General features: G+C 39.3%; 14 protein-coding genes. 7 read left to right on the forward strand and 7 right to left on the reverse strand.

Annotated features, from left to right (window positions below):
• The first annotated feature begins 80 nt into the window (after nt 1–80).
• Complete coding sequence (locus tag LVD16_RS03265) at nt 81–905, forward strand: helix-turn-helix transcriptional regulator (RefSeq protein ID WP_233772156.1); 825 nt, start codon at nt 81–83, stop codon at nt 903–905.
• On the opposite strand, the gene LVD16_RS03270 is transcribed toward LVD16_RS03265, so the two are convergent.
• Nucleotides 902–1,681: a hypothetical protein gene (locus LVD16_RS03270; protein WP_233772157.1), complete on the reverse strand. Its 780-nt coding sequence runs from the start codon at nt 1,679–1,681 to the stop codon at nt 902–904. The genes LVD16_RS03265 and LVD16_RS03270 overlap by 4 nt on opposite strands.
• 137 nt (nt 1,682–1,818) lie before the next feature.
• On the opposite strand from LVD16_RS03270, the gene LVD16_RS03275 reads away from it, so the two are divergent.
• Nucleotides 1,819–3,021 carry a porin family protein gene (locus tag LVD16_RS03275; RefSeq protein WP_233772158.1) on the forward strand — a complete coding sequence of 401 codons (1,203 nt, stop codon included), beginning with the start codon at nt 1,819–1,821 and terminating at the stop codon, nt 3,019–3,021.
• On the opposite strand, the gene LVD16_RS03280 is transcribed toward LVD16_RS03275, so the two are convergent.
• Both LVD16_RS03280 and LVD16_RS03285 read right to left on the reverse strand, forming a co-directional pair.
• Complete coding sequence (locus tag LVD16_RS03280; protein ID WP_233772159.1) at nt 3,018–4,568, reverse strand: ABC transporter permease/substrate-binding protein; 1,551 nt, start codon at nt 4,566–4,568, stop codon at nt 3,018–3,020. The genes LVD16_RS03275 and LVD16_RS03280 overlap by 4 nt on opposite strands.
• The gene (locus tag LVD16_RS03285) at nt 4,555–5,451 is read right to left on the reverse strand and encodes an ABC transporter ATP-binding protein (protein ID WP_233772160.1); all 897 of its coding nucleotides are present in this window, start codon (nt 5,449–5,451) and stop codon (nt 4,555–4,557) included. Before LVD16_RS03285 ends, LVD16_RS03280 begins: the two co-directional genes overlap by 14 nt.
• Nucleotides 5,452–5,642: 191 nt before the next feature.
• On the opposite strand from LVD16_RS03285, the gene LVD16_RS03290 reads away from it, so the two are divergent.
• The 4 genes from LVD16_RS03290 (at nt 5,643) to LVD16_RS03305 (ending at nt 9,674) form a co-directional block, all read left to right on the forward strand.
• The gene (locus tag LVD16_RS03290) at nt 5,643–7,433 is read left to right on the forward strand and encodes a fasciclin domain-containing protein (protein ID WP_233772161.1); all 1,791 of its coding nucleotides are present in this window, start codon (nt 5,643–5,645) and stop codon (nt 7,431–7,433) included.
• Nucleotides 7,434–7,532: 99 nt separating this feature from the next.
• Nucleotides 7,533–8,543, forward strand: coding sequence for a sensor histidine kinase (locus tag LVD16_RS03295; RefSeq protein ID WP_233772162.1), 1,011 nt, complete (start codon nt 7,533–7,535; stop codon nt 8,541–8,543).
• Nucleotides 8,540–9,310, forward strand: a complete 771-nt coding sequence (locus LVD16_RS03300) for a LytR/AlgR family response regulator transcription factor (RefSeq protein WP_233772163.1) — start codon at nt 8,540–8,542, stop codon at nt 9,308–9,310. Before LVD16_RS03295 ends, LVD16_RS03300 begins: the two co-directional genes overlap by 4 nt.
• A gap of 13 nt (nt 9,311–9,323) precedes the next feature.
• On the forward strand, nt 9,324–9,674 hold the full coding sequence (locus LVD16_RS03305) for a hypothetical protein (RefSeq protein ID WP_233772164.1): 351 nt from the start codon (nt 9,324–9,326) through the stop codon (nt 9,672–9,674).
• Here LVD16_RS03305 and LVD16_RS03310 read toward each other — a convergent pair.
• Both LVD16_RS03310 and LVD16_RS03315 read right to left on the reverse strand, forming a co-directional pair.
• Complete coding sequence (locus LVD16_RS03310; protein ID WP_233772165.1) at nt 9,661–9,942, reverse strand: DUF427 domain-containing protein; 282 nt, start codon at nt 9,940–9,942, stop codon at nt 9,661–9,663. The two genes, LVD16_RS03305 and LVD16_RS03310, sit on opposite strands and share 14 nt — an antisense overlap.
• A gap of 88 nt (nt 9,943–10,030) precedes the next feature.
• A complete protein-coding gene (locus LVD16_RS03315) occupies nt 10,031–10,471 on the reverse strand; it encodes a hypothetical protein (protein WP_233772166.1) in 441 nt (146 codons plus the stop codon).
• A gap of 124 nt (nt 10,472–10,595) precedes the next feature.
• Between LVD16_RS03315 and LVD16_RS03320 the strand changes: the two genes are divergently transcribed.
• Nucleotides 10,596–11,459, forward strand: coding sequence for an RDD family protein (locus LVD16_RS03320; protein ID WP_233772167.1), 864 nt, complete (start codon nt 10,596–10,598; stop codon nt 11,457–11,459).
• Between the two features lie 2 nt (nt 11,460–11,461).
• On the opposite strand, the gene LVD16_RS03325 is transcribed toward LVD16_RS03320, so the two are convergent.
• Nucleotides 11,462–12,097 carry a LysE family translocator gene (locus LVD16_RS03325; protein ID WP_233772168.1) on the reverse strand — a complete coding sequence of 212 codons (636 nt, stop codon included), beginning with the start codon at nt 12,095–12,097 and terminating at the stop codon, nt 11,462–11,464.
• Nucleotides 12,098–12,143: 46 nt separating this feature from the next.
• Nucleotides 12,144–12,950: a sugar phosphate isomerase/epimerase family protein gene (locus LVD16_RS03330; protein ID WP_233772169.1), complete on the reverse strand. Its 807-nt coding sequence runs from the start codon at nt 12,948–12,950 to the stop codon at nt 12,144–12,146.
• Between the last annotated feature and the right edge of the window lie 6 nt (nt 12,951–12,956).

Raw genomic sequence — 12,956 nt, forward strand, 5'->3', positions numbered from 1 at the left:
TAATTAATAAATTGCTAAATCGATAAAGCTTTTCAAATCCAGAAGCTGTTTACATCTTCCATTTAAAGGCAATAAAGGTCATGATAAAAAACAGTTATCCGGTAAATTCTCCTCTGGGCAGATACATCACCAGCATCTGGTATTTTGAACATTCATTTGACCAGAAAGTAGAGGTACCATTTTTACCTAAGCCTGGAAATTTCATCACCATTTGCCTGGATACGCTCCCATTCATTGAGTTCAAAGAAGGTGATGGCAAAATTACGGCTCCCATCAGTTTGAATGGTTTTGTAGATTCTACCTCAGCAAAAATAAGCATTGAAGGAAAGTTACGCATTGTAGGCCTGGACTTGCATCCGTATGCTTTCTTCAGTCTTACTGGAGAAACTGGAGATACATTTACTAATGAGCATTTAGATATTGCCCATTTTATTGATGAAGAGAAGGTAGAGGAACTGGTTTATACGCTAAAATTAGCCTCCTCTACGCATGAGATTTTCTGTATCACCGAGCGCTTTTTTCTATCTCATTTTATGCAACAATCCAGTTGTTCTCACCTCATCTCTCCGATTGAGAAGGCCGTTAATATTACTGCTAAAGCTCCTCATTGGGCTATTCACCAGCTTTCAAGGGAAATAGCCATGAGCACAAGAAGCTTTCAAAGGCTTTTTAAACAAGTGGCTGGCATTACCCCAAAAGGGTGGATGGATAGAATCAAATATAATATGATCCTCCACGAGCTAATCACCGGCAAATGGACCCACATGACTGACTGCATCGTGGCTCATCAATTCACAGACTTATCACACCTGAACAGATTCTTTAAAAAATATGGAGAAATGACTCCCCGACAGCTGTCAAGAAGTCATTCGGAGATAGAAAGTAAAATGCTTAATTATAGTTAAAAATCCCAGGTACCACTGTCAATGGTATTGCCATTGGCATCATACTCTGAATAGGATCCGTCTCCGCTAGCACTCCAGTTAATGTCCAAAACGACTTGTCCATTTATACTTTTGCTCATCTCGCCAGACAGATCTTCAAAGCTTCTAATAAGATAAGACGGGCTCTCTTCTAACTGCAAATCCTCGCCAAATGTCATCCGCTTTGCTGTGCCTGCCCATTGAAAAGTAAAAGAGAAAATTACCTCTCCCTTCTTAGTGTCATCATCGTCTTCTGCTGCATATTGAGTGAGTAAAAACTTACTACAATCCTCATTTTGATCTACGTAAAGAATTTCTTGAGGAATAATGTCATCCTCCTCAGTGTATTGATATATGGAATAGCTATAATTGTTCTGCATGAATAAGAATTTGTTAGGTACCGCACCCCACGTATAGGCTTCATCATCTTCATCAATGTAGGCATCCGCCTCCGCCTTTTTCGCGGTAGCCGGAGGTACAAATAAGTTCGTACTAGTTGTAATTAAAGCATTACCCGTTTGAACCACTGCCACCAGTTCAGCAGCTTGTTCGTTGAGATTACCACTGCTGAAGTTACCAGGCAGTTGGATGGCCACGTTCGGCTCGAGACAAGCCAAATGCACAGCGTTTAAATCTATTACTTCCGCATTAGGAGAGTCGTCATCATTATCATCACCGCTATCTCCACAACCTGTAAATTGTATAAGCGCAAATCCGAGCAGAACCGGAAGGAAAAATTTTATATGAGATGTTTTCATGTTTAAAAAGTTTTTCCGCTAAGGTAGAGGGCCGAATTAGCGTTTTACATGTAAAAAAGCGACAGAGTCCGATTTCAGACCTATACGTCTGATTATATTTAAAATTGACTTTGTTATATTGCGCTAAATTTTGTCTTATGAAGAAACTCTTTAGTTCTTGTGCTTTAATTCTTTTTAGTGTTTGCGTTCATGCTCAAATCACATTTGATCCTGGTTATATAATTGACAACCAAGGCAATAAAACGGCCTGCTTAATTAGGAATGTCGATTGGAAAAATAATCCCACCTCTTTTGAGTACAAAATGTCCGACGAATCACAGACGCAACTAGCGGTTATTGATTCAGTATCAGAATTTGGAATTAGCGATAGCTGGAAATATATCCGTGCCACTGTAGACATTGACCGCTCTAGTAGCAACCTGGGCAGTTTATCAAAAACGAAAGAGCCAGAATTTCAGAAAGAAACTTTATTTCTACAGTATTTGATTGAGGGTAAAGCTACTTTATATCAATACACTGCGGAAAGCAACCTCACCAGATTTTACTATCAACTAGAAGGTAAGGAGATAGAGCCATTAATATATAAGAGCTATTCTGTAGGCTCAAATAACTACGCAGAAAACAATAAATTCCGCCAGCAACTATTTGTTTACCTCAAGTGTGAATCTATAGATCAAAGGCGCCTGGAAAATCTTGATTATAAGAAAAGAGACCTTACCTCCTTATTTACCGATTACAATAATTGTTCAAATTCTGACAATGTCAACTATGTAGCTAAGGATAAAGACAAGAGAGACTTTTTAAATTTAACTATTAGACCTGGTGTTAACTTTTCAAAGTTAGATGTTAGCAACAGGTATTTTAAGTCTGTTTCCTTTGATCCAAAGACAAATTTTCGCCTAGGACTTCTCTTAGAATTTGTTCTGCCTTTTAATCAAAATAAATGGGCTATCACCCTTGAACCAACTTACCAGTACTATAAAGAAGATCAGATAGTAACAGAATATTATCAAGACAGTGAATACCATGTTGATTATAAGTCCATTGAATTACCCATCGGCCTTAGTCATAGTTTTTACTTGAATGACGACACAAGATTCTTTGCTAGCGCCAATTACGTTTTAAATTTTGACTCAAAAGATTCTTATATTAAAAAAGACAGATCTACCACACTTGAAGTGACTTCTGGAAATTCATTAGCATTTTCAGGAGGATTTCAGTGGAAGCCATTATCACTAGAGATCAGATATATGACTTCAAGAAATATTCTACTTAAATATAACTATTGGGATTCCGAGTATTCAACGGTATCTTTTATTGTTGGGTATAAGATATTTTAATCGCCTTTTAAATCACTGATCTTTTCAACACCTAACACTTTGGCCTGCTCTCTTCGCATCATGAGGGCAGCCGTATTATTAAAACCCAGGGGCTGAAGCCATTGGAGTTGATATTGATCATGAAATTGCTGTTTAACGAACTCATAAACGGCCTCTTTTTCATAGAGAATATCTTTGGTGTCTTCTGGCTTTAATATTACTAATAGGCCAGTGCCGGTGTATTCAGGATATATATCTACTTCGCCAGTATTCAGTGCATCGAAAAGCAGCTTAGTGCCACCAAAACCTTGCTTGAGTTCGCAAGCATATGGCGTGTAACTTTCTATCATGAGCTTGAAAATATGGGCGAGAATAAAGCTCTCCGTGAAGTTTTTAGAGCCGATTATGATCTGCGCTTCTCCCTGTTTTGGGCCAGACATCTCGAACCCTTTTTTCTTTAGAAATTCCCTCGCCACCAGGTCAATATCTTTACGCTTTTCATCTACTTCATAGTTCATCCTACTCATCTCCTGGCCTGAAATGCTATTACCCAGTTTATTTAAGGCATTCCTGACTTCTGGATAGTTTTTAAGGGTTGATTCCCTGACCAACGGAGCTGCATAATAGGGAGGAAAATATTTTTTATCATCTTCCAATATTACTAAATCAAAGGCCTCAATTCTGCCATCGGTGCTGAAGCCGCTGATTACATCTACATTTTTATTTTTTACAGCCTGGTACATCAGGCCGATTTCCATTTCTTTTACTTCAAAATCAAGGTCATAGGTTTCTTTTAGACCCAGGTAGCCATCGCCTCTTTCTATAAACTCGGAAGGAAAGCCAGCCACTAACTTTTTGTTAGAGGTGGAACTGAAAATATTATAAGCCAAAATTCCGATGAACAAAATAGCCAAGCTGATCAAAACAGGCTTTATCAATTTATAAACATGTTGTTGAATATAGCCCATTAAAGCATCAAACAGCAAAGCCATTAAAGCAGCTGGAATGGCTCCAGCTAATATCATATGAGGATTATTGGTACTCAGGCCTCTGAAAATAAATTCGCCTAATCCTCCCGCAGCAATTAGGGCACAAAGTGTAGCCACACCCACATTGATCACAAAAGCCGTTCTGATACCTGCAAATAAGACCGGCATGGCCAAGGGTATTTCTACCTTTAACAATACTTGCCTGGGTGACATGCCCATGCCGACCGCTGCTTCTTTGATGGCCGGATCAATTTCGGTTATTCCTGTATAGGTATTTCGAACTATGGGAAGTAGTGCATATAAGAAAAGCGCCACAATAGCTGGCACCACACCTATACCTAAAAATGGTAAAAGAAAGCCCAGCAGAGCAATGCTGGGAATGGTCTGAATACCATTTACAAAGCCTAAAACAGCTGAAGCAATATTCTTTTTCTTGCTAATCAATATACCTATCGATAGTCCAATAACAGTGGCAATAGCTAAGGAAAGCAACGTGAGCCACAGGTGCTCCAGAGTCTGCTCTAATAATTCTGCCTTATGCGAACCGATAAATGATATGAATTGATCAACCTGCTCCATATGCCTCCACTATCTTTTCTCTATTTTCGAAATAGAGCTTTATGATCTCTGGATTTTCATTGACCTTCATATAATCCGCCAAAGACAAAGAAGCATCCTGTTTAATTTGCTTTATAGTGAACGGCATAATATCCGCCAGAGTGATTACCTGCAATTCCAGCTGTAATTTGCTTTGAGCAAAAAACTGTCTCACGAAGTCATTCGCAGGATGGAAAATAAGATCCTTCGGACTACCAATCTGCTGAATTTTTCCTTTATCCATCAGCGCAATTTTATCCGCCAATACTACAGCTTCAAGCACATCATGCGTTACTAAAACCATGGCCTTTTTCAGGCCGCTCTTTAGTTGCTTAAATTCTTTCTGCAGCTCCGCCCGTGTAATGGGATCAAGGGCACCAAAAGGTTCATCCAAAAGAATTACCTCTGGGTCGCCAGCAAGTGCTCTTGCAATACCTACTCTTTGCTGCTGACCGCCACTGAGCTCGTGAGGCTTTCTATTCAGCACATCTTCAGAGAGCCCGATCATTCCTAGCAGTTCCCTCACCCTGGAATCTATTCTGGACTTTTCCCAATGCATTAGTTCAGGCACCGTGGCTATGTTTTTTTCTATGGTATAATGAGGGAACAGCCCAATGCTCTGGATCACATAACCGATTTTTCGCCTAAGCTCGTGAGGTTGATATTCATCTGTATTCTTTCCCTGAATAAAAACCGTTCCTGCTGTCTTTTCCACCAGCTTATTGATCATTTTTAGGGTAGTAGTCTTGCCACTGCCACTGGTGCCTAACAATACCAGTACCTCTCCCTGCTGCACAGTAAACGATACATCATCCACCACATTCTGGCCGCCATATGTTTTGGAAAGGTGCTGTATTTCGATCATAGATTAGGTAAAACTAACATAAATAAGGAGTAATCACAGGCTCTGCCCACATCCATTCGCGCTCAGTATACAGTAATTCACGGCGAGCAATATACCATTCACTCCATAACCTATAGAAACATCCTCATGAAGCAGGTTTATAAAGCGAAATCTGAAAAATCTAAAAACACAACAACTTAAATTTCAAAATCATGAAAATGTTCAATACCTATTACAAGTATGCGCTTACAGCCGTGCTATTAGTTTCCGGGCTTTTGCTCACCAGCTGTGGTGACGACGATGATGGCACCCCGCCAGATGAGCCAGATATTGTTGATGTAGCCATCGCCAATGGTTATAATACCCTTGCCGCCGCTCTTACTGAAGCTGACCTGGTAGATGATCTTAAAGGTACTGGTCCGTTCACAGTATTTGCTCCTACTGATGAAGCTTTTGCCGCTGCTGGTATTACCGCGTCTAACGTGGGTGATGTGGAAAACCTGGAAGCCATTCTTCTTTACCATGTGGTTTCAGGAAAAGTAATGTCGTCCGATCTTTCAAGCGGAATGGTGGAAACACTTAATGGAGCCTCAGTAACCATTGATGCTTCTGAACTTACGGTAGATGATATCGATATAGTAAGTCCTTTTGATGTAGAGGCTAGCAACGGAGTTATTCACACTATAGATGGTGTGCTAATGCCACCGCCGCCAACCATAGTGGGAACAGCACAAGCCAACAGCAATTTAAGCATGCTGGTAACAGCACTAACTAAATACCCTGATTTGGTTAGCCTTTTAGACGGTGAAGGAAGCTTTACCGTATTCGCCCCTACTAACACTGCCTTTGAAAACCTGCTTGACGTGATAGGACAAGAAAGTATTGATGATGTTCCTGAAGATGTTTTAAAAAGAGTATTACAATATCATGTTATTAGTAGCGCTGCTTTGATGTCTACTGATTTATCTGATGGTCAGATGGCCGCCACAGCACTTAGTGCAGAAGATGAAATTACTGTAAGTATTGACGGAAGTAATGTAATGATTAATAATGCCAATGTGGTAACTGCTGACGTAGAAACAAGCAATGGTGTAATGCATGTGATTGATGCTGTTTTGGTGCCTGAGTTAGAGGCTAGTATAGTGAACACGATAGTTGAACCAGCATACTTTAACAAGAGCTATTCAATACTTACCGCCGCTGTCGTAAAAGCAAACTTGCTGAGCACTTTGATCGACGGAGAAGCTAACTACACGCTATTTGCTCCTAATAACGCTGCCTTTGAAGCTGCTGGCATTACTTCATTAGACGAATTAAGCGGTGAGGACCTGGCTCCAATACTACAATATCATGTGCTTGGTAGTGAGGTGTTTGCAGAAGATTTACCTTCAACAGCAGAATCTTTTGCCACAGCAATTACTACTTTGAATGGAGACTTTTATCTAACCAACAACAGCAATGGTGTTTTCATAAACGGAAACTCTCAGGTAACAGTAGCTACATCAGAAGGAGGAGCTATGGATTATGACAATGGAGTGGTTCATGGCATAAACAGAACTTTAATGCCAGCATCAATGAATGTAGTGGAAATTGCCGCGGCCGCAGGATTTACAGATTTAGCAGCAGCACTAACTGAGGCCGATTTAGACTTAACAGGAAATGGACCTTTTACAGTATTTGCACCAACCAATGATGCTTTCCAAGCCCTTTATACAGCACTGAATGTAAGCGGTCCGGCTGAAATTGATGACGAAACACTAGAGGCCGTTTTATTATATCACGTAATAAGTGGAAGAGTATTCTCCTCAGATCTGATGGATGGCCTGGAAGCAGGTACATTAGCAGATGGAACTACGATAATGCTAGATATTACTGATGGCACTGTAACATTGGAAGACAAAGACCCCGACTTTACAGATGCTACCGTTACAGGTACAGATGAACTGGCCACCAATGGAGTAGTACATATTATAGATGCTGTGTTAATTCCAGTAGACCTATAATTCATTTGGTTTTGAACAGGGTGTCCGCTTTGCTGGTTGTGCATTTTTAGTGACACCTTGTTCTTTTTCTTGTTAATGAAAAAGATCTGATCTACAACTATGTTCAAAATCAAATACAGATACCTTTTTATCCTTCTTCTAGCGATATATTCGTATATCAACATTCTGTTTACAGAAGGTGATAAACTGTTTGGTTTCGAACTCAATCCTATTTTATTCTTTACCCTTCTACTTATCATAGCATTTTTCGTGTGGGAAGGAAGCAGGTGGCTATCGCCGCTCGCTTTTAAGTTTAAAATCAAGAAAATAAATCCGCTCATTCTGCTATTTGCGCTAAGTGTTATCAACATTTACCTTATTTCGACAGCTGTAACAGCGGGATTCATTATTTTCTCAGATCACTCGTTTAACAGAGTTATTACCTTTAAACTGGCTATAGGTTTTAGTTTCAGAGTTAATCTTTTCCTTCATTGTATCAATGCCATATATTTCTTTATCGATCAATATAAAGGGGCGCAGCTAGAAGCTGAGCGACTGAAGAAGCAAAATATAGAGGCCCGATTTGAAGCCTTAAGAAACCAGGTGAATCCTCATTTTCTATTTAACAGCTTTAATGTTCTTTCAACTTTGGTATATAAAGATGCGGATACCTCTGCCAAGTTTATAGAGCAGCTGAGCAATGTATACCGCTATATCATTTATAATCAGGAAAATAAAGTCGTCACCATTTATGATGAGCTGGCTTTTATAGAGTCATATATCTATTTATTAAAAATCCGTTTTAAGGATAATCTTATTATTGAAAATAAGGTGTGCAATGACATAAAAGGTCAATATATAGCACCGGCAGCGCTCCAACTTCTCATCGAAAATGCCATTAAGCATAACATAGTTTCTAAGGCAGAGCCTTTAACCATAAGACTCTTTAATACAGATGATTATATCATAGTAGAAAACAATATTCAGCTGAAAGAAGTTAAGGAACCATCTACTCGCATTGGATTGAGGAATATTCGGGAGCGCTATGATTATCTGAGTGGAGAAAACTCATTGATAATTGAGCAAAATCATATGTTCAGAATAAAAATACCAATCATATATCTATCATGAATGTGGTAATAGTAGAAGACGAACCTTTGGCCGCAGAGCGCCTTTCTGGCCTTATACATCAGTATGATCCGAGTGTAAAAGTGCTGGAGGAATTTGATACTGTGAAAAGCACAGCGGCTTTCATAGATAAGCATAATGATGATATCGACCTTCTCTTTTTAGATATTCAACTGTCTGACGGTAAATGCTTTGAAATTTTCCAAAAAACAGAATGCTATAAGCCCGTAGTTTTCACCACAGCCTATGATGAGTATATGCTCGATGCATTCAAACTGAATAGTCTCGATTATTTACTTAAACCTGTTCGTTTTGAGGATCTTAAGGCAGCATTGGAAAGGTATAAAAAAATAAAATCTGAAGACAGAAAGTTTACCGTAGACCCTGAGACCATTCGCAATTTACTAGCGGGAAATACTAAGGCTTATAAAAAGCGCTTTTTAGTGAAATTTGGAAAGCGAATGCAATTCAAAAATGTGGAAGATATTGAGTACATAGTAGCTCATGATAAGATTTGCCACATTGTTGAAAAAGGGAGCGGCAAGAAATATATTATTGATCATACCCTGGAAGAGCTGGATGAAAGTCTACTTAACCCTCAGGACTTTTTTAGAATAAACCGACAATATATTGTGTGCATAACCTGCATAAAAGAAATCAGCAACTATGACCAACAGCGCCTGGAGTTAAAGCTTTATGTTCCTTGTGAAGAACGCTTAATCGTGAGTAGAAGTAAAACCCAGGCCTTTAAAAACTGGCTAAATGCCTAACATAATATAACCCATGAAAAAATCTTTACTAATCATTTTGCTATCTCTTATTAGCCTGGCCGGCGCCTCCGCTCAGGGTAATTATGATTCGTTGAAACAACAAGTTTTAGCCCTTCAAGCTGATGTTAATAACATTCACCTCAATCTGGAAAAGTCTAAAAGTAAATTTCAAAGAGGCATTTTAGTCGCCACGCTGGGATACACTGTAACCATAGCAGGCGGGCTCATGCTAGGTCGTGAAAATGATGAGCTGGGCCAGGGTCTTCTGGTGGCCGGAGGTGTAACCGGCGTAATAGGCACCTACATGCTAGTAGATGCCTTCAAGTTTTTGGGAAGAACCAGGACAAGACCTAGTCCTCAATAGCAACGCCTTTCCAAAAGGCAACATAGCCTTCAATTACTTTTGCGGCCTGTTTGGTTTCAGGATAATACCAGGCCACATCTTTATTCTCTTCCCCATCTACAGCCAATGTGTAGTATGATGCCGTTCCTTTCCACGGACAGATGGTATGAGTGGCCGAGTCTTTAAAATACTCTGATTTAATACTTTCTTTAGGAAAATAATGGTTGCCTTCAATAACCACGGTGTTGTCGCTTTCAGCCAGTAGCTGTCCATTCCATATAGCTTTCATCCTTTGTGTACTTTAGTTCAATGGTAAGAACGAGTTCTGAAGCAACACTGTTTTAAAAATAGGCATGTGCGTCAGGTCTCTGACAATTTTAATCTCTATGATAGAACAATTCGAAAATATGATCTGAATTTGGCAATAGTGTATCTCCATTATAGATGGCCTTTGTAATCTTATATTCCTCACAACAATCAGGCACACCAATACTTTCAAATTCAAAAATTAAAGAATCAGACACTGGTCCAGATCGCTGTCCCTCTTCAGGGAAAAAGTAAAGGGTCTGATTAAAAACAAACTGATTTAGGGTCTGATTTTTATAGTTAGGCCTGAAACGTTGGGCATCCAGGGCTACTATTACTACCCCATCAGGTTGATTAATTGGATCATCCCCAAATATGAGGTCTTCTCCAGTATCAGCATCTAAAATTTGGAAGGAAAAATCTGCTGCTTTAATATCTTCATAACACCTGACATCATCACAGTTATCACAACCTAGAAAAATCACTATTATTAAAGTAGCTAAACACCTCATAGACTCATTATTTTAAGCTATTAACGAAGGATTTTGGATTTATTCTGATTATGTAAGAAATTATTAAGCCTCACAATAATTAACTTTATCTTTAATAAATTATAAAATCACACATTTCTTCAATATGTATATAGAAGGCAAGCCAGACACCGGCAATCGATTAGGATCTATGGTTTTAGACCATTTTGTAATGACATTTATCGCAGGCATTTTCGCCATACCACATATGGCCATGATTTTCGCCAAGGCCTTTAATTCCGAGCATGCCCCTCCACCTGATGTCTTTGGCCCTTTCACCTACATTGGCTTGATTGGTTTTGTTCTTTATTTATGTAAAGATTCCTTCAATGGCAGAAGTATCGGCAAAAGAGCTCTTAAATTACAAGTGGTGAACTATAAAACCGGTGAGCCTGCTGCCCCTCTCAGATGTTTGGTAAGAAACTTATTATGTATCATATGGCCAATAGAAGTTATTGTTACATTGATTAACCCTAATAGAAGAATTGGTGACATGCTGGCAGGCACCGAGGTGATCAATTATAATCCTGATCATGTCAGCGGCAGGACAAGATTTGGGCAGATTCTAATAACATTCGCTCTGGCCTCTTTTGTAATAATTTTATTATGGACGCCCATTTATAAACTAACCAGAAGTATTCCGGTATGGAATGTTGAGTATTCAGAAAACAGCTATAATGAGCAAGAGAGTAAAGCCTTAGAGCAGATATTTGAAAATGATTTTAGCGAGGATTTGACGGCAGATATCAAAATTTATGATGAAATAAAGAACAGCCCAGGCGATAAATACATATCCGTCATCCTAAATTTAGAAGAAGACCTGCTGTCCGATGATACCATGTATGCCTCTATTTCCGATGAGGCAAGGGCCATCATTCGCTCACAGTATCCTAACAAAGCCTTTCAGGCCAAAGTTAAATTTATTTATAGGGGTGAATTTAATATGATTGCAAAGGCTTTTTATATGTAAAACTACTTTTGAGTAAAAGCTAGTTTAATACCTAATGACACGAATATGCCACCCGTAATTCTGTCAAGCCATACTTTAATTTTAGGATTTTGACGGAATTTTTCTGATAACCTGGAAGCAAAAAAAGCTACGAAAACGCACCAGATAGTGCCTGTAGTCAGAAACGTAAAACCCAGTATAAGAAATGGCACCGGACTTTCGGAATAGGCCGGATCAATGAACTGAGGCAGAAATGCCAGGAAAAACAATGCCACTTTCGGGTTTAGCAGATTGGTGAAAATACCTGAGAAATAGATCTTTCTATTACTTTTTTGGGCATTGGCCTTTACAGAAAAGTCAGAATTTTTAGCCATTATGATAGATCTTATTCCCATATAAATCAGATACGCCGCCCCTAGATATTTTACGATCTCAAAAGCTACTGCAGATTGTGCCAATACAATGGACAACCCTAGTGAAGCAAACAAAACATGACACAGCGCTCCTGTAATAATCCCAAGAACTGAAAATATACCTGCTCTGGTTCCCTGAGACATACTTCGGCCCATGATGTATAAAGTATCCGCCCCTGGTGTAATATTTAATATTATACCGGCGATAACAAAAGTTCCATAATTAATTATTCCCAGATCCTGCATCTCCTGTTTAATTTTAGGAGGAAATGTAATTAAATAATATGAAACCTTAAAGTGCTCGCCAGGCTTGAAGGCTATCCTTTGATTGTCTCATAAACTCCTGCATCTGCTCACTATTCATAGGAAGTTTATCAGGTCGGCACGTTGGTATCACTATTTCAAAACAGACTAAACCATCAAAGCCAGACTTTTTAAGCAAGTTGTAATGTTCTTCAAAGTCAATATGGCCCGTCCCAATTCCTCCTCTTCCGGAGTCTGACACGTGGTAGCTATAAAGTAAATCAGCCGGAAAGTTGGCTAGTGCTTTTTGCGGATCAGGCTCATCAATATTCATATGAAAGCTGTCCAGCACGGCTTTTACATTATCCACTTCTGCCTGTTCTATGATGTAAATCAGCTCTTCTGCAGTATGCAAGAATGGCACTTCGTAATGATTACACGCCTCATAGGTTAGTAAAATGTCTTTAGTTTTGGCGTAAGCGCTTAACTGCTTTATGGCAGCAATAATCTGTTTTATGCCATTGGCATAATCAGAATGATCAGCCACCCAGGTAGATAAGCCCTGAATAGTGGCCATCGGCACCTTTAAAGCCTCAGCATAATCGATTACCTTTTTATAAAAAGTTACAGAATTATCAAGAGTTGCTTCCTTCTCCGAAGATGGCTGGCAGTTAAATGGGTCATATCCTACTACCTGAATCTTAAATTTATCGGCAACGGCTAGCACATCTTCCGCACTGTATTTATCAAAGTCCTCACAATATTGAATGGCCTTATAACCAATGGATTGAGCCTTACTAAATAGTTCTTCCAAATCCGACAGACCGAAGGTCCAAGATATCGCCGCTAGCTGCATGTTTTC

The organism is Fulvivirga ligni, from assembly GCF_021389935.1.
GTDB lineage: Bacteria > Bacteroidota > Bacteroidia > Cytophagales > Cyclobacteriaceae > Fulvivirga > Fulvivirga ligni.